Annotated in this window: 25 protein-coding genes and 1 pseudogene; 22 read left to right on the forward strand and 4 right to left on the reverse strand. The window is 37.6% G+C overall.

The features are described from left to right. Positions 1 to 19: 19 nt before the first annotated feature. The 3 genes from wecC (at position 20) to ACHSBP_RS21255 (ending at position 4,217) form a co-directional block, all read left to right on the forward strand. Positions 20 to 1,258 (forward strand): UDP-N-acetyl-D-mannosamine dehydrogenase, encoded by a 1,239-nt coding sequence (wecC, locus tag ACHSBP_RS21245; RefSeq protein WP_395390351.1) that lies wholly within the window; start codon positions 20 to 22, stop codon positions 1,256 to 1,258. A gap of 9 nt (positions 1,259 to 1,267) precedes the next feature. Continuing rightward, positions 1,268 to 2,380, forward strand: a complete 1,113-nt coding sequence (gene wecB / locus ACHSBP_RS21250) for a non-hydrolyzing UDP-N-acetylglucosamine 2-epimerase (RefSeq protein ID WP_395390352.1) — start codon at positions 1,268 to 1,270, stop codon at positions 2,378 to 2,380. A 106-nt stretch (positions 2,381 to 2,486) separates the two neighbouring features. Beyond that, a complete protein-coding gene (locus ACHSBP_RS21255; RefSeq protein WP_395390353.1) occupies positions 2,487 to 4,217 on the forward strand; it encodes a hypothetical protein in 1,731 nt (576 codons plus the stop codon). Positions 4,218 to 4,255: 38 nt separating this feature from the next. Here ACHSBP_RS21255 and ACHSBP_RS21260 read toward each other — a convergent pair. Both ACHSBP_RS21260 and ACHSBP_RS21265 read right to left on the reverse strand, forming a co-directional pair. After that, positions 4,256 to 5,657, reverse strand: a pseudogene (locus tag ACHSBP_RS21260) (phosphomannomutase). A 1-nt stretch (position 5,658) separates the two neighbouring features. After that, positions 5,659 to 7,077 carry a mannose-1-phosphate guanylyltransferase/mannose-6-phosphate isomerase gene (locus ACHSBP_RS21265; protein WP_395390417.1) on the reverse strand — a complete coding sequence of 473 codons (1,419 nt, stop codon included), beginning with the start codon at positions 7,075 to 7,077 and terminating at the stop codon, positions 5,659 to 5,661. A 291-nt stretch (positions 7,078 to 7,368) separates the two neighbouring features. Here ACHSBP_RS21265 and rfbB point away from each other — a divergent pair, with 291 nt between their 5' ends. From rfbB to ACHSBP_RS21360, 19 genes are all read left to right on the forward strand, one after another. After that, entirely contained in the window at positions 7,369 to 8,436 is a 1,068-nt protein-coding gene (gene rfbB / locus ACHSBP_RS21270) for a dTDP-glucose 4,6-dehydratase (RefSeq protein WP_395390354.1), read from the forward strand. Further along, on the forward strand, positions 8,426 to 9,310 hold the full coding sequence (gene rfbA / locus ACHSBP_RS21275) for a glucose-1-phosphate thymidylyltransferase RfbA (RefSeq protein ID WP_395390355.1): 885 nt from the start codon (positions 8,426 to 8,428) through the stop codon (positions 9,308 to 9,310). The genes rfbB and rfbA overlap by 11 nt, the downstream gene beginning before the upstream one ends. Before the next feature lie 2 nt (positions 9,311 to 9,312). Then, positions 9,313 to 9,861 carry a dTDP-4-dehydrorhamnose 3,5-epimerase gene (gene rfbC / locus ACHSBP_RS21280; RefSeq protein ID WP_395390356.1) on the forward strand — a complete coding sequence of 183 codons (549 nt, stop codon included), beginning with the start codon at positions 9,313 to 9,315 and terminating at the stop codon, positions 9,859 to 9,861. Next, entirely contained in the window at positions 9,858 to 10,757 is a 900-nt protein-coding gene (rfbD, locus tag ACHSBP_RS21285; RefSeq protein WP_395390357.1) for a dTDP-4-dehydrorhamnose reductase, read from the forward strand. Before rfbC ends, rfbD begins: the two co-directional genes overlap by 4 nt. Further along, entirely contained in the window at positions 10,732 to 11,862 is a 1,131-nt protein-coding gene (locus ACHSBP_RS21290) for a DegT/DnrJ/EryC1/StrS family aminotransferase (RefSeq protein ID WP_395390358.1), read from the forward strand. The genes rfbD and ACHSBP_RS21290 overlap by 26 nt, the downstream gene beginning before the upstream one ends. After that, positions 11,855 to 12,655: an ABC transporter permease gene (locus ACHSBP_RS21295; protein ID WP_395390359.1), complete on the forward strand. Its 801-nt coding sequence runs from the start codon at positions 11,855 to 11,857 to the stop codon at positions 12,653 to 12,655. Before ACHSBP_RS21290 ends, ACHSBP_RS21295 begins: the two co-directional genes overlap by 8 nt. Further along, positions 12,652 to 13,389: an ABC transporter ATP-binding protein gene (locus ACHSBP_RS21300; protein WP_395390360.1), complete on the forward strand. Its 738-nt coding sequence runs from the start codon at positions 12,652 to 12,654 to the stop codon at positions 13,387 to 13,389. The genes ACHSBP_RS21295 and ACHSBP_RS21300 overlap by 4 nt, the downstream gene beginning before the upstream one ends. A 27-nt stretch (positions 13,390 to 13,416) precedes the next feature. Then, positions 13,417 to 15,153 carry a hypothetical protein gene (locus ACHSBP_RS21305; protein WP_395390361.1) on the forward strand — a complete coding sequence of 579 codons (1,737 nt, stop codon included), beginning with the start codon at positions 13,417 to 13,419 and terminating at the stop codon, positions 15,151 to 15,153. 23 nt (positions 15,154 to 15,176) lie between these two features. Further along, the gene (locus tag ACHSBP_RS21310) at positions 15,177 to 16,256 is read left to right on the forward strand and encodes a beta-ketoacyl-ACP synthase 3 (protein ID WP_395390362.1); all 1,080 of its coding nucleotides are present in this window, start codon (positions 15,177 to 15,179) and stop codon (positions 16,254 to 16,256) included. A 2-nt stretch (positions 16,257 to 16,258) separates the two neighbouring features. Further along, positions 16,259 to 16,483 (forward strand): hypothetical protein, encoded by a 225-nt coding sequence (locus tag ACHSBP_RS21315; RefSeq protein WP_395390363.1) that lies wholly within the window; start codon positions 16,259 to 16,261, stop codon positions 16,481 to 16,483. Between the two features lie 7 nt (positions 16,484 to 16,490). Continuing rightward, the gene (locus tag ACHSBP_RS21320; RefSeq protein WP_395390364.1) at positions 16,491 to 17,234 is read left to right on the forward strand and encodes an SDR family NAD(P)-dependent oxidoreductase; all 744 of its coding nucleotides are present in this window, start codon (positions 16,491 to 16,493) and stop codon (positions 17,232 to 17,234) included. Then, positions 17,231 to 17,518, forward strand: a complete 288-nt coding sequence (locus ACHSBP_RS21325; protein ID WP_395390365.1) for a hypothetical protein — start codon at positions 17,231 to 17,233, stop codon at positions 17,516 to 17,518. Before ACHSBP_RS21320 ends, ACHSBP_RS21325 begins: the two co-directional genes overlap by 4 nt. Positions 17,519 to 17,528: 10 nt before the next feature. Continuing rightward, positions 17,529 to 18,233, forward strand: coding sequence for an SDR family NAD(P)-dependent oxidoreductase (locus tag ACHSBP_RS21330; RefSeq protein WP_395390366.1), 705 nt, complete (start codon positions 17,529 to 17,531; stop codon positions 18,231 to 18,233). Continuing rightward, positions 18,233 to 19,600 (forward strand): class I adenylate-forming enzyme family protein, encoded by a 1,368-nt coding sequence (locus ACHSBP_RS21335; protein WP_395390367.1) that lies wholly within the window; start codon positions 18,233 to 18,235, stop codon positions 19,598 to 19,600. The genes ACHSBP_RS21330 and ACHSBP_RS21335 overlap by 1 nt, the downstream gene beginning before the upstream one ends. Further along, entirely contained in the window at positions 19,590 to 20,120 is a 531-nt protein-coding gene (locus ACHSBP_RS21340) for a GNAT family N-acetyltransferase (RefSeq protein WP_395390368.1), read from the forward strand. Before ACHSBP_RS21335 ends, ACHSBP_RS21340 begins: the two co-directional genes overlap by 11 nt. 15 nt (positions 20,121 to 20,135) lie before the next feature. Beyond that, positions 20,136 to 20,867, forward strand: coding sequence for a 4'-phosphopantetheinyl transferase family protein (locus ACHSBP_RS21345; protein WP_395390369.1), 732 nt, complete (start codon positions 20,136 to 20,138; stop codon positions 20,865 to 20,867). A 17-nt stretch (positions 20,868 to 20,884) separates the two neighbouring features. Then, positions 20,885 to 21,823 carry a class I SAM-dependent methyltransferase gene (locus ACHSBP_RS21350; RefSeq protein WP_395390370.1) on the forward strand — a complete coding sequence of 313 codons (939 nt, stop codon included), beginning with the start codon at positions 20,885 to 20,887 and terminating at the stop codon, positions 21,821 to 21,823. Between the two features lie 145 nt (positions 21,824 to 21,968). After that, the gene (locus ACHSBP_RS21355; RefSeq protein ID WP_395390371.1) at positions 21,969 to 22,766 is read left to right on the forward strand and encodes a sulfotransferase domain-containing protein; all 798 of its coding nucleotides are present in this window, start codon (positions 21,969 to 21,971) and stop codon (positions 22,764 to 22,766) included. A gap of 10 nt (positions 22,767 to 22,776) precedes the next feature. Then, entirely contained in the window at positions 22,777 to 23,658 is an 882-nt protein-coding gene (locus tag ACHSBP_RS21360) for a hypothetical protein (protein WP_395390372.1), read from the forward strand. Here ACHSBP_RS21360 and ACHSBP_RS21365 read toward each other — a convergent pair. Both ACHSBP_RS21365 and ACHSBP_RS21370 read right to left on the reverse strand, forming a co-directional pair. Continuing rightward, positions 23,655 to 25,103 (reverse strand): tail fiber domain-containing protein, encoded by a 1,449-nt coding sequence (locus ACHSBP_RS21365; RefSeq protein WP_395390373.1) that lies wholly within the window; start codon positions 25,101 to 25,103, stop codon positions 23,655 to 23,657. The two genes, ACHSBP_RS21360 and ACHSBP_RS21365, sit on opposite strands and share 4 nt — an antisense overlap. A gap of 11 nt (positions 25,104 to 25,114) precedes the next feature. Beyond that, entirely contained in the window at positions 25,115 to 25,576 is a 462-nt protein-coding gene (locus ACHSBP_RS21370) for a hypothetical protein (RefSeq protein WP_395390374.1), read from the reverse strand. Between the last annotated feature and the right edge of the window lie 60 nt (positions 25,577 to 25,636).

A 25,636-nucleotide genomic window follows, 5' to 3' on the forward strand; every position in this document is an offset into this window, starting at 1 on the left:
TTTTACAGGATTAGTTATAGTGGAATTTAAAACAATATCGGTGGTTGGTTTAGGTTATATTGGTTTGCCAACTGCAGCAGTCATTGCTTCGCGTGGTTTACAAGTTATCGGTTTAGATGTGAGCGAACATGCTGTTAAAACAATTAACGAAGGTAATGTTCATATCGTTGAGCCTGACTTAGATATTGTTGTACGTTCTGTTGTAAATAGCGGTAATTTAAAAGCCACTTTAACCGCCGAAAAAGCGGATGCATTTATGGTGGCAGTACCAACGCCTTTTAAAGATGATTATAAAGCGGATCTTTCGTATATTGAATCAGCCGCTAAAACCATTGCGCCAGTATTAGAAAAGGGTAATTTAGTTATTCTTGAATCAACTTCACCAGTTGGTGCGACTGAAGAAATGGCTAAATGGTTGGCTGAAGCACGTCCTGATTTGTCTTTCCCGCAGCAAAACGCAAGTAACCCTGATATTAACATTGCCCATTGTCCTGAGCGTGTTTTACCGGGTCATGTACTTCGCGAGCTCGTTGAGAATGATCGTGTAATTGGTGGTATGTCGCCCGCGTGTTCTGAAAGAGCAGTTGCTCTTTATAAAACATTTGTCAAAGGTGAGTGTTTAATCACTAATGCACGCACTGCTGAAATGGCAAAACTAACTGAAAACTCATTCCGTGATGTCAATATTGCATTTGCAAACGAGCTTTCGCTTATTTGTGACAAGTTAGATATTAATGTGTGGGAATTAATCAAGCTTGCTAATCGTCACCCGCGTGTAAATATTTTAAATCCAGGCCCTGGTGTAGGCGGTCACTGTATTGCAGTTGATCCTTGGTTTATTGTGAGTTCTGCGCCAGAAGAAGCGAAGCTAATCAAGCAGGCACGTTTAGTAAACGATGCTAAGCCTGAATACGTTTTTAATCAAATTATTAAAGAAGCAGATGAATTTAAACGCCCTGTGGTAGCTTGTTTTGGTTTGGCGTTTAAGGCTGATATTGATGACTTGCGTGAAAGCCCAGCACTTGATATTGCCCTTAAGTTGGCTAAGCAAGATGGCCTTGAAGTGTTAGTAGTAGAGCCGAATATTGACGCTTTACCAAAAGCGTTTGAAGGAACTACAGCTAAGCTCGTTTCAGTAGAGCAAGCTTTTGAAGAAGCAAAGGTTATGGCTATCTTAGTTGATCACTCAGAATTTAAAGGTGTAGATGCTGAAAAGTGGGCCGCGAAAGTGGTTATTGATAGTCGTGGTATTGTGTAAGTTATTTTTATGAAAGTATTAACCGTATTTGGTACACGCCCTGAAGCGATAAAAATGGCGCCATTAGTTAAAGCTCTTGAAAACGAACCGAAAATTGAAAGCAAAGTGTGTGTAACAGCGCAACACCGTGAAATGCTTGATCAAGTGCTTGAGCTGTTTAAAATTACGCCTGATTATGATTTAAATATTATGAAGCCGGGGCAAGACCTTACTGATATTACCAGTAAGATATTACTTGGTTTAAAACCTGTTATTTCTGAATTTAAACCGGACTGGGTATTAGTTCATGGTGATACGACAACGACTTTGGCAACATCGTTAGCTGCGTTTTATCAACAAACAAAAGTAGGTCACGTAGAAGCGGGTTTACGCACAGGTAACTTGTATAGCCCTTGGCCTGAAGAGGCAAATCGCACAATTACAGGGGTTATTGCAGAAAAGCACTTTGCACCAACTGAGGGGTCTGCAAATAACTTACTTCGTGAACATGTTAAACCTGAAAGTATTGTCGTGACAGGTAACACGGTAATTGATGCATTATTGCAAATTAAAAATGATGTGCTTACAGATGAGAATATCAAAGCCGAATTTGATGCCAAATTCTCCGCTTTTAACTCTAAACCTTATGTGTTAATCACGGGTCATCGCCGTGAAAGTTTCGGCGGTGGTTTTGAACGTATTTGCCAAGCGATAGCAACACTTGCGGACAAATACCCTGAGCACAACTTTGTATACCCAGTGCATTTAAATCCGAATGTACAAGAACCGGTAAATCGTTTTTTAGCAGAACATACAAATGTAATGTTAATTGAGCCGCAAGAATACTTACCGTTTGTTTATCTTATGGATAACGCACATATTATTTTAACTGACTCAGGTGGTATTCAAGAAGAAGCGCCATCGCTAGGCAAGCCAGTGTTAGTTATGCGCGAAACCACTGAGCGCCCAGAAGCGGTTGAAGCAGGTACTGTAAAGCTTGTTGGCACAGATGTAGAACTTATCGTGAATTCAGTTTCAGAGTTGATAGATTCTAAAGATGCATATAACCAAATGAGCTTTGCCCATAACCCCTATGGTGATGGAAAAGGGTGTGAACGAATTATAACTGCGTTATTAAAGTAATTATCCAAAGGCTTTTCAAATAGATGGGAAGCCTTTTTTATCTAATTATTTCTAGCTACTATTATACAGTCTTATTTCGTAACTAAATTAGTCCAAAAGGAAGCTTGTGACGTTATTGCAAAATAAAAAACTATTAGCTCTATTCTTAATCTCATTTCTAACTGTCGTTTTATACGGCAATACCCTTGATGTACCATTTTACTTTGATGATGAAACATCGATTGTTGAAAGTAGCGTCATTCATACAGGCGCGCTAAGCGATATTTATCAAGCTTACAAACTACGTTTTGTGGGATATTGGACGTTTGCTTTAAATTATCAGTATGGTGGGGGAGATGTTACAAGTTTTCATATTACAAATATTGTTATCCACTTTATAAATGGTTTATTAGTCTATTGGATTTGCGCATTATTATTTAAGTTCCGCCCTGAAAGAGGAGGTGTGCTTGATATCTCGGAAAAATGGCTACCGTTGCTAGCAGCTCTTGTCTTTATTTCTCACCCCTTACATACCCAAGCAGTTACTTATATCGTGCAACGCTCGGCATCGCTTACCGCGTTATTTTATCTTGTTTCAGTTATCGCATATGTTCACTGTAGAATTGTAAAATCTAAAGTTAGATTGGTAGTGTGGTTTTGTACTTTAGTTATTTCGGCTTTGTTGGCAATATTTACGAAACAAAATGCGTTTACATTACCAATAGTGCTGTTTTTAACTGAGGTTGTTCTTTTTAGGAAATTGTCGAACAATCAAATTGTTTCAATATTGTTAGCGCCATTTCTTATCCTTGCTGGTACCTATTTACTCACTCCTGAAACTTTGAGTGTGTTAGATGACTTAACAACTGAGACAAAATCGTACTCTCGTATAGAGTATTTTTTCGCGCAAGCGAATGTTTTATGGATTTATATTGCTAAATTTTTCTACCCAGTACCACTCAGGCTAGAGTATTTGTACGATCAGCATTCATTTAGCAATACGCAATCTTATATCGCATTATTGGCACATTTAATAGTTATTAGCAGCGCATTGCTATTTTCGAAACGCTATTCTTTGATATGTTTTGGAGTACTCTTTTATTATTCTACGATGCTTGTTGAATCTAGCATCATTCCTATACAGGATATGGCAGTTGAGCATAGAACTTATTTACCTAATGTTGGCTTGATTATAGCTTTGATGGGGCTTAGTTCTTTACTGTTAGAGCATTGTAGTTCTGACAAGCGTAAAATTTACCTGTTTTTTGTTTGCTCGGTATTTGTTGTCGGAGCTTTTTCATTACTTACATACCAACGCAATGAGCAGTGGAGAGACCCGATTACGTTTTATAAGCATGAATTAAAATATGGTCCTGATAACCCCAGAGTTTTAAATAATTTAGCGGATGCCTATTTTGAGATTGAAGAAATTGATAAAGCGCTTCCGCTTTTAAAACACAGTTTATCGATTGATGCCGAAAATCTAACTAATACTCAAGCCGTAAATATGTTAGCAATGTTGATTGGCTATAAAAAATATGAAGAGGCAGAAGAGTTAGGAGAGTCACTGATCAATAAAATAAAACGTCCATTTTTAAAACGTGGTGTTTTAGTTAATTTAGGTATTATGCATCTAGAGCAGAACCAGCTTGAAAAGTCTGAAGTGGCGTTTAAAAGAGCGTTGAATTTTAAGCCAATTACTGCAAAGGTTATGCTTGGTCTTGCGGTTTCTTTGGCCAAGCAAGGTAAGTTTGATGAAGCTGAGTTTTATACGACTCAGGTAATAAAAGTTGAACCGAATAACGCAGGGGCAAAAAAACTCTTTAATCAAATACGACAAGCACGGCAAAATGAATAGGAAAAAGAGTTACTGAAAACTCAATAACCCTTAAAACTTTATAAGTTCTGAATGGCCGATAACGTTGCTTTTACAAGCTGTTCTGCTTTGATTTGGCTATTACTTTCAGCATAGCATCGTAATTCAGGCGCGTTACCAGATGGACGAAGGTGCACAACCTCGCCATCTGTGAACGTCATTCTAAAGCCGTCAGTGTCATTTACTTTTGCAAGTTTAAAAGGCAAATCTAACTTTAGTAACCAAGCTTCAGGCTCTTTATTAATGTTAGCAATTAGTGATAGGCTTTTATCTCGTGCAAAGTCTTTAATTCGATCACTCGCTGTATAGCGTTGTGGTAATAACTTAACTTGTTCAGAAATTGATTGCTGATTTAATTGGCTTAATAAGGTAATCGCGGGCAATATCGCATCTCGTGTAGGTAATGGTTGAATTATTTTACCATTTAGCTTTATTTTGCTGGCTAATAAATATCCGCCGTTTGCTTCAAAGCCTGCAACAGAGTTAACTGTACGAAGTAAGCCGTCGAATTCTGAAATAACGTATGGTGATCCAATCTTTGTACGTTCAATGTGTTTAAAAAGGTTGCTCTGTTCGATTGCAGTATTACAGCTCACCGGAGTAGATAATGCTTCGATGCCTAAAATTTTTGAACATAATAAACCTAATATATCGCCTCTCAGCCACTCGCCAAATTCATCAGAAAGAAGAGGCCTATCGCCATCGGTGGAAAATAGCGCATCTAATTTGTATTCTTTCACCCAAGCGCGCGCTTTTGCTTTGTCTTCCTCTGCGACCGCTTCGGTATCAATCGGAACAAACGCATCACTGCGACCGAGGGAGATAACCTCGGCGCCAAGTTGCGTAAAAATGCTTGCGTAAAGGTCGCGGCCAGCACTTGAATGCTCGTAAATGCCAATGCGCTTGCCAACTAACGCATCTTGTTTGCCAATTTCAGTGTTGCGACGAATGTACGCGTCTTTAGCATCTGGCAAAACATTCAATTCGGGCAAGGTAGTGATTGCTGATAGCGGGAAGTTGGCGGCTAAAATTGCCACTTCATCGGCTTTAGTAATTTCCACTTGCGCCTTGTAAAACTTTAGCCCGTTACGAGCAAATGGAATATGGCTGCCGGTGACCATAATGCATGGCATATTGTGCTGTATTGCGTGATATGCCAAAGCGGGTGTTGGGATCACCCCTTAAAATTTGGTGGCGATATTTATTTGAGCAAGTCCAGCGCTAATCGTTTGTGCCATTTGATAACTACTTGGGCGGTTATCAATCGCTAATGCCATTGTGGTTATCTCGCCTTCTTGCTGCACAAAAGGCCAGCGCGAATGCAGCGCATACATCAGGTGTAAAATCGCTTACTAATCCGCGTGCTCCAGAGGTGCCAAACTCTATGTCTGAGCGTGTAATAATTGAAGATGAAAAAGCCAAGTTATTTGCCTTCTACTCTGCCGTATCTGTCTTCAAAGCGAATAATATCGTCTTCACCAAGGTAAGAGCCTGACTGAACTTCGATCAGTTCTAAATTTACTTTACCGGGGTTTTCCAGCGCATGTACAGTTGCAATTGGAATATAAACTGATTCATTTTCAGTGACCAATTGAGTGTTATCACCGATTTGCACTTTTGCTTTACCCGACACAATTATCCAATGCTCAGCACGATGATGGTGCATTTGCACCGACAGTTTCGCGCCGGGCTTTACCGTGATCCGCTTTACTTGAAAGCGCTCTCCGGCGTCAATTGCGTCATATTTCCCCCAAGGTCGATAAACTTCACGGTGAACATTTGTTTCACTGCGTTGCTCTGCGGCTAGTTGGTTAACAATATCTTTTACTTTTTGCGATTTATCTTTGTGGGCTACTAACACTGCATCTTTGGTGTTTACCACCACTAAATCGCGAACGCCTATCGTTGTTACTAACTTGCTGTCACTAAAAATTAGCGAGTTCTCAGTTTCAACCGTTTTAATATCACCATTGCATGCATTGCCATTGTGATCTTTCTCTAATTCTTCCCATAATGCAGAAAAGCCGCCGACATCGTTCCAGCCCGCATTTAAAGGGACAACTGCAGCGTCTTGTGTTTTTTCCATGACCGCATAATCAATAGACTCATCAGGGCAAGACTCAAATGCCGCTTTATCAACGCGAATAAAGTCCAAATCGTTGTTTTGATTTTGCATAGCGTGAGCACAGGCTTGGTAAATATCAGGGCGATGGCTTTTTAGCTCAGTTAAATAGCGACTGGCTTTAAACATAAACATGCCGCTGTTCCAATAATATTGCTCCGATGCAATATACTCTTGCGCCGTGGCTAAATCAGGTTTTTCAACAAATTTGTTTATTTTATAGGCGGTGTGATTGCTTAACTGCTCACCGCGATTAATATAGCCATAACCAGTATGTGGCTGATCGCCAACAATCCCAAAAGTGACCAGCTTATCGTTACTTGCTAACTCTGCGGCTAAATTCACACTTTGTTGAAATGCAGCAACGTCATTAATTACATGATCTGCGGCTAACACCAGTAGAACAGGATCTTGATTGTTTTCAATTGCTTTCAAAGCGGCAATCGCAATTGCTGGTGCGGTATTTCTGCCAACAGGTTCTAAAAATATTCCATTGTGATTAATACCTAATTGGCGAATTTGTTCTGCTGCAATAAATCGATGCTCTTCATTACATATAATCAAAGAAGGCTGGTGCTTTAACCCTTCAAGGCGCCTCAAAGTTTGCTGAAACATTGTTAACTCCTCCGTTAATTTGTGAAATTGTTTAGGGAAGTTTTGCCTTGAAATTGGCCATAATCGAGAACCCGAACCGCCAGCAAGAATAACCGGTAATAGCATAAAATAAGTAATTAGTAATAAATTACTAACATTATATCTCACATATAAAATATCCAGATATACAAATATTGAACCTTTTCCGAAAAATGCTAACTTAAGATATTATTTAGATACAATAAAACAATCCTTTTCTGGCATGAATGCATGTTGGTTCCGCTAGTTGAAACGAAATGCTATATACACTGAATTGCCAAGTTTCAAGCCTTGCAGTATAGATAAGTTCATGTAAAATCTTGTTTGAATTTTAGTTAATGGATATTACAGCTAATACTCCTTAGCAAAAGGAATATAATGAAAACTTTTCTTGTAACTGGTGGAGCAGGATTTATCGGCTCAGCAGTGGTGCGCTTCTTAATAAATCATACTAATCACAAAGTTATTAACTTAGATAAACTTACCTATGCGGGAAACTTAGATTCGTTAGAGACTGTTGCTGATAATGAAAGATATGTGTTTGAACACGCAAATATTTGTGATTCGAGTGCTGTTTCTAGGATATTAAGTGAGTATCGGCCCGATTTTATAATGCATCTAGCAGCGGAAAGCCATGTTGATAGATCAATTGATGGCCCGTCAGAGTTTATTCAAACAAATATAGTGGGTACATATAATCTACTAGAATGTGTCAAAAGGTATTGGGCTGAACTTGAACCTTGCAGAAAAGAAAAGTTTCGATTCCACCATATTTCAACTGATGAGGTTTACGGCGATTTAGAGGGAACAAATGATTTATTCACAGAAGAAACCTCATATTCACCAAGTAGTCCTTATTCTGCAAGTAAAGCTTCAAGTGATCACCTAGTCAGAGCTTGGCAAAGAACCTTTGGTTTGCCGACGATCGTAACAAATTGCTCTAATAATTACGGCCCATACCATTTCCCAGAAAAGCTAATACCACTTATGATTTTGAATGCCTTAGATGGAAAACCATTGCCAATATATGGGGATGGGCAGCAAATTAGAGATTGGCTGTATGTAGAAGACCATGCAAAGGCACTAGTACAGGTTGTTACAGAAGGTAAAACTGGTGAAACATATAATATTGGCGGACATAATGAAAAGGCCAATATTGATGTAGTAACTACTATATGTAGTATTTTAGAAGAGTTGGTACCTAATAAACCTGCAGGCGTAGAGAGTTATATAGATCTCGTTACATACGTAAAAGATAGGCCAGGCCATGATGTTCGATATGCTATAGATGCATCTAAAATAGAAAAAGAACTTAACTGGTTACCTGAGGAGACATTTGAGTCAGGTATAAGAAAGACAGTCTTATGGTATTTAGAAAATAAGGAGTGGTGGCAATCAGTCCTTGATGGAAGTTATAAAATGGAGAGGCTTGGTCATGGCGAATAGAAAAGGGATTATACTAGCTGGTGGTTCTGGTACACGCCTTTACCCCCTTACAAAAGTGGTTAGTAAACAGCTAATGCCAGTATATGATAAACCAATGATTTATTACCCACTTGCAACGTTGATGCAAGCTGGCATTAAAGAAATTTTACTTATTACTACCCCAGAAGAAGTACATCGTTTCAAAGATTTATTAGGCAATGGTAGTAACTTCGGTGTTGATATTTCTTATGCAATGCAACCAAGTCCAGATGGTTTAGCGCAAGCCTTTATTATTGCTGAAGACTTTTTAGCTGGCAGTGCAGCTGCATTGATTTTGGGCGACAATCTGTTTTATGGTCATGATCTCACAGGCACCTTACAAGGTGCAGCGAGCCAAGAACGAGGAGGTACTGTTTTTGGTTATCACGTTTCTAACCCCTGCGCGTATGGTGTTGTAGACTTTGATGCCCAAGGTGTTGTGACCTCTATCGAAGAAAAGCCGAAAAAGCCAAAGTCGAATTATGCTGTGCCCGGTCTTTACTTCTTCGATAATAGAGTTGTTGAATTTGCTAAAAATGTTAAACCTTCAGAGCGCGGTGAGTTAGAAATAACAGATGTAATTGAACAATACCTTCAACGTGATGAACTTAAAGTGCAAATCATGGGTAGAGGTACAGCATGGCTTGACACAGGAACACATGATGACTTGCTGGCAGCTGCACAATTTATTGCAACAGTTGAGAAACGTCAGGGACTTAAAGTTAACTGCCCTGAAGAAATAGCATTTCGCAATCAGTGGATATCATCGGAACAACTTAGAGGTATTGCTCAACCTTTGAGAAAAAGTGGCTATGGTGAATATCTATTGGGTTTATTGACTGAAAAAGTATTTTAATTATGAAGTTTATTGATACAAAAATACCAGATGTAAAAATAATCGAGCCTAAAGTATTTGGTGATGAGCGTGGCTTTTTTATGGAGACGTTTCGTCAAGAGACTTTTAACCGCGAGTGTTGTGAGCGTGTTTTTATCCAAGATAATCACAGTAAATCAACGCGCGGAATTTTACGTGGTCTACATTATCAGACAGAAAATACACAAGGTAAGCTCGTTCGCGTAACTCAAGGAGAAGTTTTTGATGTTGCGGTTGATATGCGACAACACTCCGTTACTTTTGGTCAGTGGGTTGGTGTTTACTTGTCTGCTGAAAATAAGCGACAACTTTGGGTGCCTGAGGGGTTTGCTCATGGATTTTTAGTCACAAGTGATGAAGCTGAATTTGTTTATAAATGTACTGATGAATACAACCCAAGCGCTGAAGTTTCATTGCATTGGAATGACCCAATACTTGCGATTGAATGGCCTTTAGCTGAAAGTGGTTCTCCAAAGCTTTCGGACAAAGATAGCAATGGTTTAGATTTTGACTCAGCGCCAAAATTTAAATGAATAGAATATTAGTTATCGGAAAAAGTGGGCAACTCGCTCGCTCACTACAAGTATCTAGCTCTGGAAATCCATCATTGGTATTCATGTCAAAAGAAGAGTTAGATATATCTGATAAAGAATCGGTTAGGGCCAGATTTTTGTCACTAAAACCTGATGTTGTGATTAACTGTGCGGGTTACACAAATGTAGAGTTGGCTGAAGAACAAGTAGAAGACGCTGAAAAAGTTAACTTTGTGGGTATAAAAAACATTGTTGACACATGCAATTTATTCAAAACTAAGCTGTACCATATTTCCACCGACTACGTTTTTAATGGTGAGAAGACTAAGCCGTATATTGAAACTGATGACTGCTGCCCATTAAACATGTATGGCAAAACAAAGGCAAAAGGCGACGAATACGTACGACAAAATTGTGAAAAATACATAATAATTCGCACAGCTTGGTTATATTCACCGTTTGGGAATAACTTTTTAAAAGCTATTTTAAACAAGCTAGAGCAAGAGAATGAATTATATGTTGTTGCCGATCAAATAGGATCGCCAACGAGTGCCGTATCATTAGCTGAGTTTGTTTTATGGGCGATTGATAAAGAGTTCCTCAAGAATCTGGTGATTAATTTTACTGATATTGGATCAGGCACATGGTTTGATATGGCTAAAGAAATTAGTGAACAGTTAACACAGTTTACGAATAAAACATACAAAGTAAACAAAATTGATACTTCAAGTTTAAAGCTCAAAGCTAGCAGACCTAAATATTCAGTGCTTAGTACAGATTATTTAGAGTCGATTAATTATTCGCAGCGCTACCGTTGGCAGGAGACGTTGCGTCAGCATGTAAAAGATATATTAAATTCAAGGAATAAAAATGGCTATTCAAGTACTTCAACCTAAATTTCGCATTGACGAGACTCTAGAGCAAATCAGAGAGTGTCTAGAAAAAGGCTGGACAGGTATGGGGTTTAAAACTCAGGTTATGGAAGAAGAGTGGGCTAAATATACTGGGTTTGAATATAATCACTTTTTAGCGTCTGCAACCGCTGGCCTTCACTTAGCTCTCGAAGTTTTTAAACGAGAAGATAATTGGGGCGAAGAAGCTGAAGTTATTACAACTCCATTAACTTTTGTTTCGTCAAATCATGCAATTTTATACGCTGGATTGAATCCAGTGTTTGCCGATGTGGACGAAAACATTTGTTTATCTCCAGAGGCTATTGAGGCGCAAATTACCGACAAAACAGTAGCGGTAATGTATGTTGCAATTGGTGGTAATGCGGGCCGTTACGATGAAGTTGTTGAACTGTGTAAAAAGCATCAAATAAGATTGATACTAGATGCGGCTCACGCAGCTGGTAGTAAACTTCGAGGAATGCAATTAGGTCAAGAAGCTGATTGCGTAGTATTTAGTTATCAAGCAGTAAAAAATCTACCAACTGCAGATTCAGGCATGATTTGCTTTCATGAGAAAAAATTCGATGAATTGGTGCGTCGACTAACTTGGTTGGGTATAAATAAAGATACCTTTGCCCGCACAGCAGCTCAAGGAGCATATAAATGGCGTTATGATGTACAAGAGCTTGGCTATAAAGCGCATGGTAATTCAATAATGGCGTCAATGGCATTGGTTTCGTTGAAATATTTAGAAGAGGATAATGCTTATAGACGTCAAGTCGCCTCTTGGTACGAAGAAGAGTTGGCTAATGTATCAGGCATCTCTATCGTTAAGCATACCAATGCAGAGGAATCTTCAAGGCATTTATTCCAAATAAGATTGCAAGGGCGTGACGAATTATTAGTTTTCTTAAATGAAAATGATATTTATCCGGGGGTCCACTATGTAGATAATTCTGAGTACCAACTATATAGTGAGCAAGCTGGTAAATGTCCAATCTCAGCAAAAGCAAGTGATGAACTTGTTACTCTTCCTATTCACTTAAATATTACGAGAGAACATGTAAGTTTGGTTTGCCAAAAAATTAAGGATTTCTTGAATGCTTAAAGATAGTACTGCTGATGTTTTAAAGGATTTTAAAGACTCTTTGGGGCATTGGCGCATATGGTATTTTTGGGGAAAGCAAGATATTAAAGGGCGCTATAGACGCTCTTTTTTTGGCGGTAGCTGGGTAATCATACATTTGCTTGTGTGGTCAGCTAGTGCGGCCATTATCTACGGTAAGTTTTTCAATCAAAATGTTGTCGACTTTATGCCATACGTCATGGTTGGGTTTTCACTTTGGGGTTTTTTTAATAATACACTTGCTGAGGGGGGAAATGCGTTCCTTGCCGCGGAAGGTTATATAAAGCAAATTCCATTTCCATCAAATGTTTATTTGCTGAGAAACTTTACTGGTAATGTAATAAACTTTCTGGCCTTAATACCTGTGATGGTTGTTACTTATATCGCATTAGATCGAGGCTTCTCTATCAATATGCTTTGGGCAATCCCCGGTTTACTGGTGATTTTCCTAATCTCTTTTTTGCATATTGTAATCGTAGCTCATTTGACTCTTATTATTAAAGACTTACCGCATGCGATAGGTAGTTTAATGCAGCCATTGTTTTTTATCACTCCATTGATTTACGTTAAAGAGGCAATACCGGCTGCTCATTCATGGGTGTATGAGTACAATATTCTTTTTTATATGTTAGAAGTAGTTAGAAGACCATTGGTGAGCTACGAGGCAGTGCCTTTTCATTACTACGTTATCCTAGGTGGATATACTTTACTTCTTCTTGCCGGTGCAATATACGTCTCTCGATGTTTGCGCCCACAAATAAGTTATAAACTATGACCAAAAAGTCCCTTATTCTCGAAAATGTTTCTGTGGAGTTTGAAACAACATCAAAGGAAGCGACGGCTTCTAAGCAGCGATTTAATTTTTTCAATAGGCCAAAAAAACAAGTTGTGAAGGCCTTGAACAATATCTCGATCGAGATAAATGAAGGCGAAAGAGTTGGCATTTTAGGATTAAATGGTGCTGGGAAAAGCACTCTTTTACGAGTGATGGCCGGTATTTATCGACCACATAAAGGAAAAATCCAGATCAATGGGCACGTTAACCCAATGTTTGAACTTGCGACTGGTGTTGAATTTGAAATGACTGGTTGGGAAAATATTGCATTGAGGGCTCAGTTACTTGGAATAAATCATGAGAAAATACCGGAGATAGTACCTGTGATTGGAGAATTTACCGAGTTAGGTGAATTTTTAAATTATCCGGTTAAAACCTATTCTTCAGGTATGTTTGCCCGCCTTGCATTTGCTGTATCAACGGCTATCGACCCTGAAATCTTGTTGCTTGACGAAATCGTGGGAGCTGGTGACTTGCAGTTTGAGGACAAAGCTGCAAAAAGGATGAACGAATTAATTGAAAAAGGAAGTATTATTGTATTTACATCACATAATATGCATTTGCTTGAAAAATACTGCGAAAGGACGATTTGGTTGAAAAAAGGTGAAATTGTAATGGATGGTGACACTCCCAATGTAACTAAAGCTTATATAAGTTCGAAAGCCACTGTCTAAGTTGCTAAAAATAAAAAGATTTATGTTATGGAAAATAAAAAAATAAAGGTCTTGGCAATTGTCCCTGGATATATTCCTTCTGTAATATTAGGAGTGTTATACCCCTTACTAGAACTTAAAAAGAGAGGTCGCATTACTTTCGATGCTGTCAATACTGGTCGAGTGATGGCAGGGGGGATTGATTTTTCTAGGTACGATGTAGCGGTTTTTTGTCGTCATACTGAGTTAGATGATTTACGAATTGTTAATCAACTTAAACTATTTAATATTCCATACGTTTATGAATTTGATGATAACTTTTACCGAATTCCAACAGGTTCTCCGATAGGTGAATACCACCGTTGTCCAAAACGCCTATATGCGCTGCGTTACCTACAAAAAAATGCAAGTGCTGTTAGGTGTTATAGCAAAAAAATAGCGAGTGACCTAAATAAAATAGGCGTTCCACATATCAGTTTGAACCGCCCTTACTTTGATTTTGAATTACTCGATAAGATCAAAAAAACAGCTAGACGGAAAAATAGTGATAACAACGTAGTTCATATTGCATTTGCAACAAGCCGCAGTGATGATGAAATCGTTAATAAATATGTTGTACCTGCATTAATTCAGATACTTAATAAATATCCAGAAAAAATTAAAGTTACTTTATTTGGTAATATTAGGCTTCCAACCTTAACAAAGGTAGGAGGTAAACGAGTTGAAACTATTAAATTTAATAAAAGTTATCGTGAGTTTTTAGCGAGTTTTATAAAACAAAAAATTGATATTGGTCTAGCACCCCTTTCAAATGGCGATTTTGAAAATTCTAAAACGGATAATAAGTTTAGGGAATATAGTGGATGTCGCGCTGCGGGTATTTATTCTGATGTTGAGTTATATAAAAATAGTGTTGAACATAACCACACAGGTGTTTTGGTTGAAAACTCGATTGATGCTTGGTTTAAGGGGATCGAAGAATTAGTTCTAAATTCCGAATTAAGAGGTTCAATTATTGACAGAGCCGAAGTTGTCTCGCGAAGGCGCTACCAAAAAGACAACTATATCGATGAGTGGGAAAGTAACCTTAAAGCAGTTCTTGAAAAAAGTTACGCCAAGCAAGCGTTATTTGAACAAGAACCACGGAAAGGCAAGATAGTTCACTTATTTGCAAACCACAAAAGCTCGTTGCAACTAGCTGTAAGTCAAAAACTAGATCTGATTTTACGTGACAATGAATTGCTTAATTACAAAGGGTACGTTGATATTGCGAAAATAAATGAACTGCACTCTTGTAAAGGTACATTTGCGGTTATGCTGTGTACTTCTGAAAAGGAAATAGACAAACTCTTGTTTTTGTCTAAAAAAAGTTCAATTGAGAAGGCGTTGGTAATTGCGCCTAATAGTTTTAAAAATCGTTTTAAAAATATATTAAATGATATTTCATTTATAGGATTCGATGATTCGATCATCGCCGTAGAAAAAACAAATAGAAAAAACAAAACTGTATTTAATATAGATAGTGCTGAAACTATGTCTGAGCTTGATTATTTATTAAATATGGAAAGAGAAATATTTGACAACAATTTTTATATCGCGTTTTTGGATAAGTTAAAAGCGCATAATGTGCTTGGTTTCCCTGCACTCGAAAGTAGAGTGAAACAACCATTTTTGTTAAGTAAATTTACTTTTATCTCGAGACTATTCAACTTTGTAACTTCAGTTATCAGTGTCGTAGAAGCAAAGATTATCGAATTCAAATTAAATAGATTAGGTCGACTCTAATTTATTAAATAAAAGGTTCTAAAATGGCAAAAACTCAATTTAATAGTGTAAAAATATCAGGCATTGTCACAGCAGTCCCTGAGACAGTTAACTGTATTGATGATGAAATAGAGAAATATGGTGGTAATGAAAAGCAAATAGCGCGTATTAAGCGGGCAATTGGTTTAGATAAAAGACATGTTGCCGATCAGTCAACAACAACACTTGATCTCTGTGTGTTTGCGGCGGAAAAATTAATATCGGGTTTAGATATTGACAGACAAGAAGTTGATGGCGTTATATTTGTCACTCAAACACCAGACCACTTCCAACCTTCCAATGCTGCAATTGCGCATGGTAAGCTAAATTTAGATAAAAATGTGGCTGCATTCGATGTTTCTCTAGGCTGCTCAGGTTATGTTTATGGAATGTGGATGGCGCATATGATGATCGCATCCCAGACCTGCAAGAAAGTATTATTGTTAGCCGGTGATACGCTGAGTAAATGCGTTAATAAACGGGATCGTTCGACAGCTCCACTTTTTGGTGATGCAGGTACGGCGACTTTGGTGGAGGTAAGTGCTGAAAATACACAAAGCTACTTCTCTTTACATACAGACGGCAAAGGTGCTAAGCATATTATGCAACCTGCTGGTTGTTTTAGGGTACCGAAGTCTGAAGAAACTGCAATTGAAAATGTTGATGAGGAAGGTAACTATCGTAGTGACAATGATATTGCAATGAACGGTGGTGAGGTATTTAACTTCTCAATTAAAACCGAGCCTCCTGCAATTACTGAAATTCTGGAGTTTTCCGGTACTACGATTGATGATATTGACTTTGTGGTGTTCCATCAGGCTAATAAGTATATTATTGGCAACATTGCAAAACGCCTTAAACTTTCGTTAGACAAAGTGCCATGTGATACAGTTAGTAAATATGGCAATCAAAGCAGTGCCTCAATACCTTGCACTATAAATGATGCCTTAAGTGATAAGGTTGAAAATCAAAAACAGCGAATTATTTTATCAGGTTTTGGTGTTGGCTTATCTTGGGCTAGCGCATTACTTGATATCGAAAAAATTTATTGTCCACCAGTATATATCTACACCAATAAGGAATAAAAATGAACAAGCAAGATTTTTTAACAGAATTAGCAGATGTTATGCAACTGGAAGATGTGATTGATGAGACTGCTCAACTATCTGATTATGTTGAGTGGGATTCTATGGCGTATTTAGGGGTTATTTCTATGTTTGATATTGAATTTTCAAAGAGCATAACAGTAGAAGAACTAAAACAGATGGAAAGTGTCGCGGATTTAATTGAATTAGCTGGTCTAAGCGCATAATTTCTTTATGAGTAATCTCTATTTAGTGACAGGTGTAAGTTCAGGCATTGGGTTTGCTATAGCTGAATTATTATTACACCAAGGCCACAAAATTGTTGGCGTTTCGCGTTCTTGTTCAGATAATGTCAAAGTACTGAAGAAGAATTTTGCTGATAGCTTTGTTCATGAATCTAGGGACTTAAGTGAAGATATAGATAGCTTACCTAAGTGGGTTATAGGACTGAGTAAAATTCATGGTCGATTTAGTGGATTTGTACATGCAGCAGGTGTACTTCAGGTATTGCCATTGCGCTTTAATTCACAGCAAAAAATGCTTGATATTTTTACCCTAAATGTATTTTCAGCATTGCAAATTGCTAAAGGTATTGCGGATAAACGAGTAAAACATGAAGACGGCGCATCTATCATCTTTATTGCGTCGATTGCCGCTAATAGTGGTGCAACGGGCACAATTAACTATAGTGCTTCGAAAGGTGCACTAATTAGCGCAATGAAATCGATGGCAAAAGAGCTTTCACCCGATGGCATTCGAGTGAATAGTATTTCACCGGGGCTTGTTAAAACAGATATGACACTGAATCTTAATAGTGAATCTTTCTTCGCCCGTATGGAACAACAGTATCCGCTGGGGCTAGGTGGCGTTGAAGATATCGCTGAAGCAGCTAGTTATCTTATTTCCTGCCAATCCAAGTGGATTACAGGAACTGATTTAATCGTAGATGGTGGCATAACTTTAGGAATAAATGAATGAATAATGTAATAAAATTAGTTTTAGACGTAGTAAAAGAAGTCGGCGAAGACCAGGAGAATGCTGAATTAATCGACGCAACAGAAGATACGCGCTTATTTGGCGCTAATTTAGATAGCATGGGAATAGTGTTTTTAGTGACAGACCTAGAAGCTGCAATATCGGATGAATATGATGTTGATTTAACGCTTGCTGATGAACGTGCAATGAGCCAAAAAACTTCTCCGTTTCGCAGCGTAAAAACTTTATCTAAATATGTAGATCAACTTATTAGCGAAAAACAGTAAGGTAATCAAGATGAACACCCTTAGTTATATAATTACTGGTACTCGAAAAGGTCTCGGAAAGGAACTTGCAGAATACTACTTATCAAAAGGCCATAAAGTAGCTGGGTGCAGTCGAGGCAAAGCGAGTATTCAACATGAAAATTATATGCACTTTGAGTTAGATGTGTCTGACGAGTCTGCGATAATGAAAATGGTCAGAACTGTAAATAAAGCATTTGGTGGTATTGATATTTTGTTAAATAACGCCGGAATCGCAGCAATGAACCACTTGCTTACATCTCCTTACAATAACGCAAAAAGTGTATTTGCGACAAATTTTTTTGGCACTTTCTTGCTAACGAGAGAAGTGTCAAAAGTTATGATGAAAGCCAAAAAAGGCTCGATAGTAAACTATACAACGGTTGCTGTACCGCTAGATCTGGCTGGTGAGGCGGTTTATGCTGCCAGCAAATCAGCTGTTGAGAGTTTTACTCGCACATCGGCTAGAGAACTTGGTGAATTTGGTATTCGTGTAAATGCAGTAGGACCTACACCTGTTTATACTGATTTAGTAAGAAATATTCCAAGCAACAAGCTAGATGATCTTTTAGAGCAGCAGATAATTCAGCGATTTGGTGAAGCCGAAGACGTGAGAAATGTAATTGACTTTTTCAACAGAGAAGAAAGTAATTTTATTACCGGACAAATTATCTATCTCGGTGGAGTAATGAAGTAATGACTTGGCTCAGTGAACATTTTGGAAGTTTGAGTGAGAAACCAGCAATTGTTGATGTAAATGGCGAGTTTTCTTACGCAGAATTAGTAGAAAAAATAGATGAGTATAGCAGTGAAATCTCAGATTGCATTGCGCCAGGTGATATTGTTGTTATTCTGGCAGACTATAACTTTTACTCTATTGCACTACTACTCGCCCTCCATAAAAAGCAGGTAATTATTGTGCCGATTGTCTCTCAGAATAACGAGGAAGTTAACAGTCGTATTAAAGTTGCCAATGCTGATTGGATTTTACGTCTAGAAAGTGGTGTTGTAGACGCTGAAAAGTTAAATAACAATGAAGCAAAGCACGCACTTGTTAAGGATTTAGTTAAAAAAGGTCATGCAGGACTAATTTTATTTAGTAGCGGCAGTACGGGTGTGCCAAAGGCCATGATTCATGATCTAGACAACTTGATCAATAGTTTTAAAGGTAAAAACACAAAGAACCTTAATATGCTGGTGTTTTTGATGTTTGACCATATTGGTGGTTTAAATACATTACTAAATACATTAGCTATGGGAGCTAGAATAATTCTGCCGACAAATCGAAATGCCGAACATATTGGTCAGCTGATAGAAAACTATAAGGTCAATGTGTTGCCCGCGACACCAACATTTTTAAATATGTTATTGATGGCTAAAGCACATGAGAATTATAATCTTAGAAGCTTAAAAATGATTACATATGGTACGGAAACTATGCCAGAAAGCTTATTAACTAAGCTTAAAGACGCATTCCCGCGAGCTAGGCTTTTACAAACATTCGGCACTAGTGAAACAGGCATAGCTCAAACTAGTAGTAAATCTTCCGATAGCTTGGAAATGAAACTAGATGATCCAAATACTGAATATAAGATTGTCAACAATGAACTTTGGTTACGTAGTAAAACACAAGTTCTAGGCTATCTCAATGCAGATATGAGTAGCTTTACAGATGATGGTTGGTTCCAAACCGGAGATCTCGTTGAACAATCTGAAGATGGTTATATTAAAATAATTGGTCGCAGCAAAGAAGTGATCAACGTAGGTGGAGAAAAAGTCTTACCTAACGAAGTTGAGTCAGTATTACTTGAGCTGGATATTATCGAAGATTGTATGGTTTATGGAGAGAAAAATGCCATAACCGGTCAAATGGTCGCTGTACAATTAGTTTTGAAGGATGGGGCTATAGAAAAAGATGCCAAGAAGGAAATTAGAAGTCACTGTAAAGAGAGGCTAGACACCTATAAAATTCCTGTACGCTTTAAATTTAGCGACAAAACTAACTTTGGTGAACGGTTTAAAAAAATGCGTTTAACAAAAGTAGGTGATAAGGATGAAGCTTAGTAATTTTAGTGTAGAGCTACATCCGCTAAAGGAAGAGCATCTAGAACTCATGCGGTCTTGGAGAAATAGTGATTTTGTAAAGCAATATCTTCACTTTCAAGGAGAAATTACAGAGGAGATGCAGCGAAATTGGTTTTATTCTCTAAATGAGAGTAATAGCTACTATTTTTTAATGCATAATGGAAGTGAGTACTTTGGAAGTTGTGGCTTAAAAAATGTAAATGCGCAGCGTCGCGAAGCAGAAGGAACTATCTTTGTTGGTGAGGAGCGTTTTGTAGGTGGTTTAGATTCCATTAAGGCAATATTTATTATGTATGAATTTGCGTTTTCCTACTTAGGCGTTGACAAGATTGTTGGCGATATTATTAGTTCTAACAAACGTGCTATCCGATTCAACAAGTTGCTTGGTTTCAATATCGCGAAGCCCGACGAAAACGGTAATTGCGATATTTTATTAACTAAAGAAAACTTTAATTCAGCTTTAAGCAAGCATGAAAGTATTCTTAATAAAAGTCGCTGAGCCATTTAGTAATGTATGCCTAACTTAGATATTTATTACTACAAATGTAATTATATCGGTCAACGAAATTTTATTGACCGATGTAATTCCTTTCTAACTACATTAGATATTACTTTTGATGAAAGAAACGACTATCGAAGTATTTCTCGAGTTTTATTAATACAACTGCTTAATCAAATCTATAAGCTGCCATTGTCAGTAATATGTTTTGATTATACATCAACGGGTAAACCGTACCTAAGCGATAATTCAGCAGGAATTTTTTTTAGTATTAGCCACAAGAAAGATGTATTCGTTATCGCTATTTCAACGCAGTATGAAATTGGGGTGGATGTTGAGTATATTGCCAAACGACCAAAACTACTCAGGATTGCACAAAGGTTTTTTACAACCCGAGAAATACATAACATTACATCTAAGGTTTCTATCGACTGTAAATTAGACACGTTTTTTGATTTGTGGATTTTAAAAGAATCTTACCTTAAGGCATGTGGAGCAGGCTTTCAATTTGGAGTTGAAAAAGTTGAAGTTTATTCATCTGGTTTAAAACAGTACGGTTTTAAAGTAGGTGAAACCGATAACACTCAATATTCGGGGAAACTTTTTGAAAAAATATACTCAGAATATAAGTTTGGCATTGTCTTTCCTGGCAAATTAACACCAAAGTTTAAAACTTTTGAGCTGCTTGACCAAGATTTAAGTCTAAATAATCTTGCTATTCAAGAAACCAATTTAATGCGCGTATAATTAAGCAGGAGAGTGCTTTGAAAATAGTTGATTTAGGGTGTGGAAGAAAAAAAATTGAAGGTTCGATAGGAGTCGACTTTTCTTCCTTGTCTGATGCCGATATTTCACTTGACCTCAATACAGAAAAACTTCCTTTTGAAAATGACTCGATAGATTACTTTTTTAGTTCACATACGTTAGAACATTTGACGGTTGAAGGTTTTTTAAATGTAATTTCAGAGGTATATCGGTGTTTAAAACCTAGCGGACAGTTTCTATTATTAGTTCCTTATTATCAGGTTGATGTCAACTTTGCCAATATTTTTCATAATAATCAGATCGCGTTTAATGAACACACCTTTAGGTTTTTTTCATCAAGTTCAGAGTGCCTCGCGCTCGACAAAGAAGATTATCAAACGGCAGGGTGCCCTCATTGGGGGTTAAGATATTCTGCAAACTCTGAGCTGGCAATCGAATTTGAAACAATCGCAATTAACTTTTATTACTTTAGAGAATTTGAGGAGCTTTCGCAGCAAGAAAAGAGAATGTTGCGCCGGAAGTCAATGAATGTGGTTGAACAAATTAGCTACCATCTTAAACCTATAAAGCCTTGCCCAGTTAGACCCGAAACTGGCCCCATCGATGATGATACTGATAAATATGCATATATTGACGGACAAATAGATTATTTAATAGGGCAGGTGGATTATATTAAACACCATATCGAGCCACATTTAAATGGACCGAGTGTAATTGACTCGATGCTTACATTTGTGGATAAACATAAGAGTACCCTTGAGGCTTACAAAAAAGTTAAACAAATGGATAAAACACAGATATATCGTAGACAAGGAGAGCTTTTTATTGATGATGATGGCCTATTGTTTCCTCCTGGAATGGTGATTATGAACTTGCAGTCGAAAATAGATCAGTTTCAACAGTTTATTGATCAGTACGTTGTAAGTGTAACTATTTAACAGGTACATTTAACTATTTTGTAAATGTTAGATGCGATTGGTATCGTGGTTTTGTTGTGAGCTGCTAAATTAAGCCACTATGAATTGTTACTCATTGCTTCAGCAGAATAAATAGACAGAGAGAAAATTAATTAAAGGTATTTAAATGGATGAGCTCATATCAAAAATTGCGGAAAACTTCTCAAGCGATTTTGAGGTTAGCAAACTCAGAAACAGAGAAAAGCAATTTATTTGGCATGTTGCAATGCCAAAAAGTGGTTCCACATGGGTTAGTAATACGCTTTCTGAAATTCTTAATGGATTGGGTTGGGAGACTATGTCGTTATTACCCTGTTATGGCTATCGTCAACAGGAATTAGACACTAAATCAATTTTACAAAATAATCGACTCAATAAAGATTTATTTGCTATTCAACAACACTGTTGCGCTTCAGAATATGTTTTAGAGACTATTGCACTTTATGATATTAAAGTTGTGCTTCAGGTTCGTGATTTGCTTGATTGTTTAGTTAGCTCGTTAGATCACCTAGATAAAGAAAGTGTGATACAGCCAAATTCATTTATGACTATAGAGCAGTGGCAAGTTTTGGACAAAGATCAACGCACGAACTATATCGTTGATTTCATAGCTCCTTGGTATTTTAAATTTATTACAAGTTGGACTACGCTATTAAAGCAATACAATATCAAATATCACATTGTAAAATATGAGCAACTTTTGTTACAACCAGAACAAGTATTTGTTGATTTGTTTGAGTTTTGTGGTGTCTCTATGGACAACTTAGGTGCTAGTGTTGAAGAAATAATTACACCCGATAGGCCAAGTCGGTTAAATGTTGGAATAACTGGTCGTGGACAGACATTAAGTAATAATGTAAAACAAAAAGTCGATCAATTAAGGTCCTACTATTCTGAAATAGACCTCTCACTTGTTGGGCTATAAACAGTAGTTTATGTTGCCTATCCCTAACCTTGCAGCGGTAGTTATTGCATTTGAGCCGGATTGCCGAGTATTAAATAAGTTATTGACTCAGTTATCTTCAAGTGTAGAACACCTTATTGTCGTGTTTAACTCTGACTACCAGTCTTCACAAATTGAAGACTTTGAAAACTTATTGCTGATTCAAAATAACGAAAATTTAGGCATTGCTGAAGCATTGAATCAGGGAGTTCGCAAAGCGCTCGCACTAGACGCCTCGAAAGTGGTATTGTTTGACCAAGACTCTGATATTTGCAGTAACCACATACCATCACTTTACAATGAATTTCTAACCGCTCGAAAGTTATTGCCTAATGTGGCTGCTTTAAGTCCTAGGTTTTTCAATATCCATACGGGTATTCGAGAACCTTTTTACTCTTATAATAAAGGTAAACTGAAAAAAGATATTTATGCAAACAGTAGCATTTCCCTATTTTATAGCGACTTTTCGATTACATCGTCAATTCTGATTTCTAGTGAAGTATTTAGTCGGGTTGGTTTGTTTGATTCGAAACTATTTATTGATCAAGTCGATACCGAGTGGAATTTCCGAGTAAAAAAAAATGGGTATATAATTTGTGGTACTGATGGCGTTCAAATGAAGCATAGCCTAGGTGAAGAAGGCACGGATTTTTTTGGTAAAAAAGTATATATTCATAGTCCTTTTCGAGTTATGTATCAATTAAGAAATAGTATTCGCTTGGCTAAGTCGTGTTATATGCCAAAATGGTTTTTAATTAAACAAGCATGTTACCTACTTGTTTTATATTCTTATATAGGGTTTAAAAAAAGGGATTTAAACTACTTTAAATCCCTTGTGAGTGGATTAGTTAAAGGATTATTTAGCAAACATTAATTGCTACTAAGTGCGTTTACTTTTTGTTCTAGAGCTTCAATTTGTGCTGTTTTAGTATCAAGCTGATTTTTAAGTGCTTGAATCGCTGCTAATGATACGCCCGCAATATCAGTGATTGAGATGCGATCTGAGTACGTACCATTTAAGCCAAATACCTTGTGAAAGTCTTCTGCTATTGGCCCAATATGTTTGATATTACTTCCGTCTTTAATGTAGTTCCATTGCGATATATTCAAGCTCGAAACGCCGTCAAGAATGGTGTCTAAGTTTAGATTAGAAAAGTTCTCTTTTGTCATTATCGACGAGGTATAAGTTGTCCCGTTAGCAGTTAAGTTGCCAGGAATGGTCAAGTTACCACTGCTGTCCAATTGAAATGTAGAAAGGTAAGTGACAGCATTTAAATCTGCATAGTTTTGTTTAGAAATGCGAAAATCACCCGCACCATCTCTCAATATTAACCACCTATCTTGGTCTGCAGTGTGGTCTAGACCAATCCATGCTGGTCCGTTATTTTCTAAGTTCAATAGTAGTTTTGGATCGGTAGAGGGATCATTATCACGTAATTTAGCTAATGTGTCTGTCCGAGAGGATTTAGAACCAACAGCTTCAAAAGTTACGTCTGGTGATGAAGTTCCAATCCCCACATCACCATCAGACTGCACTATAAATTGTGATTGTCCGCCTGTCGTTTGCACATCAAACAATCCATTTGGCGTGTACCCGTTGTCGATATTTACACCTACATTACTTGAAGGGTCAATTAAAAAAGCATGGTTGTTAGCGTTTGACGAATGGGCAACGTCAAATTGACCATCAGGTGAGGTCGTTTCTAAACCAACATCGCCATCAGAAGCTATATAAATACTCGCATTGGACGCACCTGGTTGGATTCTAAATGGAAGTGTACCGCTGTTCGTTGCATCACGCACAAAGAAGTTACTCTCATTACCTGCAACATCCCAAGTCTGAGCAGAAAAGCCCGACGAACCGTCTTGTTCTAAGCGAAGTGTTGGTGTGTTACCCTCTTTAATGTGTACATTCGCAATTGGAGCACTGGTACCAACACCTATGCGACCCACATCGTCAATATATAGTGCGTTAGTTCTAGCGCCTGCTTCTACTGTAAATGGGGTTTTACCACCATCAATATCATCTATTGAGAATCGATTCGCGCCACCATTTGTAGAGTCATTTGCTGTAAGTTGCCAGTCATTTGATGGGAAAGAAGCCGATGAACTGGTATCTTGAAATTTAATGCGAACGTTATTTTCTTTTAAGCGAATAGTATCAAAATTGAAACTTTCACCGTTGTTACAATCTAGGCCAACACATACACTGCCTTGAACAATCAAATTATCTGAAATTTGTTGGTCAGCCTGAGCCTGTAAGCTCATCAATAGAGCTGTTGTTAGGGCACTGGTTTTAAATATATTTTTTGCGTTCATTATTTAGTACCCTATTCTAATCCTAGCTTAAAAGTTGGTTTTTTCTCAGTTGCTTGTTGATGTGTTTTTACTGAAAAATTCTCGGTAGTAAACTTACCACCAGTCACGTCTACTTTACTAATGTAGCCTCTCGCGTCTTCAGAACGACCATTGTTCATAGTGTCCTTGATTTCTTGCAGATAAGTAACAGCTTGTATCTGATAATTAAAAGTGCCATCCACAGGCAAGTTCAAATCACCAATATCTAGTGACGGCGTGTCAGACTCAAATGATTTCGAGAAGCCACTTGGGCCCGAAACAGAGATTATGTATTTGTCGTAGTGTTTTACCGGAGTGAAGTCGATATGGCTTGTCGATTTTGTAATGGCAATATGCTCAGATTTAGATTTTTGAATTTTTATTATATCGGCATTAGCTAATGCGCTGCCACTGGCAAACACACAGGCCAACATTAAGGTTAGCTTGCTGGACATTGTTCGTTCCTCTACGTTCGGGTACAACCCTAGTAAACGTGTGCGTTAGTTACACTGTTA

This window comes from Pseudoalteromonas sp. XMcav1-K, assembly GCF_044005875.1.
Lineage (GTDB): Bacteria > Pseudomonadota > Gammaproteobacteria > Enterobacterales > Alteromonadaceae > Pseudoalteromonas > Pseudoalteromonas spongiae.

Excerpts from the sequence above, each read along its gene's own strand:
- ACHSBP_RS21305 (WP_395390361.1), top strand. The coding sequence starts at position 13,417 with ATGGAAAATAAAAAAATAAAGGTCTTGGCAATTGTCCCTGGATATATT.
- rfbB (WP_395390354.1), top strand. The coding sequence starts at position 7,369 with ATGAAAACTTTTCTTGTAACTGGTGGAGCAGGATTTATCGGCTCAGCA.
- rfbD (WP_395390357.1), top strand. The coding sequence starts at position 9,858 with ATGAATAGAATATTAGTTATCGGAAAAAGTGGGCAACTCGCTCGCTCA.
- ACHSBP_RS21325 (WP_395390365.1), top strand. The coding sequence starts at position 17,231 with ATGAATAATGTAATAAAATTAGTTTTAGACGTAGTAAAAGAAGTCGGC.
- rfbA (WP_395390355.1), top strand. The coding sequence starts at position 8,426 with ATGGCGAATAGAAAAGGGATTATACTAGCTGGTGGTTCTGGTACACGC.
- ACHSBP_RS21335 (WP_395390367.1), top strand. The coding sequence starts at position 18,233 with ATGACTTGGCTCAGTGAACATTTTGGAAGTTTGAGTGAGAAACCAGCA.
- ACHSBP_RS21330 (WP_395390366.1), top strand. The coding sequence starts at position 17,529 with ATGAACACCCTTAGTTATATAATTACTGGTACTCGAAAAGGTCTCGGA.
- rfbC (WP_395390356.1), top strand. The coding sequence starts at position 9,313 with ATGAAGTTTATTGATACAAAAATACCAGATGTAAAAATAATCGAGCCT.
- ACHSBP_RS21355 (WP_395390371.1), top strand. The coding sequence starts at position 21,969 with ATGGATGAGCTCATATCAAAAATTGCGGAAAACTTCTCAAGCGATTTT.
- ACHSBP_RS21290 (WP_395390358.1), top strand. The coding sequence starts at position 10,732 with ATGGCTATTCAAGTACTTCAACCTAAATTTCGCATTGACGAGACTCTA.
- ACHSBP_RS21345 (WP_395390369.1), top strand. The coding sequence starts at position 20,136 with ATGCCTAACTTAGATATTTATTACTACAAATGTAATTATATCGGTCAA.
- ACHSBP_RS21340 (WP_395390368.1), top strand. The coding sequence starts at position 19,590 with ATGAAGCTTAGTAATTTTAGTGTAGAGCTACATCCGCTAAAGGAAGAG.
- ACHSBP_RS21310 (WP_395390362.1), top strand. The coding sequence starts at position 15,177 with ATGGCAAAAACTCAATTTAATAGTGTAAAAATATCAGGCATTGTCACA.
- ACHSBP_RS21320 (WP_395390364.1), top strand. The coding sequence starts at position 16,491 with ATGAGTAATCTCTATTTAGTGACAGGTGTAAGTTCAGGCATTGGGTTT.
- ACHSBP_RS21370 (WP_395390374.1), bottom strand. The coding sequence starts at position 25,576 with ATGTCCAGCAAGCTAACCTTAATGTTGGCCTGTGTGTTTGCCAGTGGC.
- ACHSBP_RS21360 (WP_395390372.1), top strand. The coding sequence starts at position 22,777 with ATGTTGCCTATCCCTAACCTTGCAGCGGTAGTTATTGCATTTGAGCCG.
- ACHSBP_RS21365 (WP_395390373.1), bottom strand. The coding sequence starts at position 25,103 with ATGAACGCAAAAAATATATTTAAAACCAGTGCCCTAACAACAGCTCTA.
- ACHSBP_RS21265 (WP_395390417.1), bottom strand. The coding sequence starts at position 7,077 with ATGCTATTACCGGTTATTCTTGCTGGCGGTTCGGGTTCTCGATTATGG.
- ACHSBP_RS21300 (WP_395390360.1), top strand. The coding sequence starts at position 12,652 with ATGACCAAAAAGTCCCTTATTCTCGAAAATGTTTCTGTGGAGTTTGAA.
- ACHSBP_RS21295 (WP_395390359.1), top strand. The coding sequence starts at position 11,855 with ATGCTTAAAGATAGTACTGCTGATGTTTTAAAGGATTTTAAAGACTCT.
- ACHSBP_RS21315 (WP_395390363.1), top strand. The coding sequence starts at position 16,259 with ATGAACAAGCAAGATTTTTTAACAGAATTAGCAGATGTTATGCAACTG.
- wecB (WP_395390352.1), top strand. The coding sequence starts at position 1,268 with ATGAAAGTATTAACCGTATTTGGTACACGCCCTGAAGCGATAAAAATG.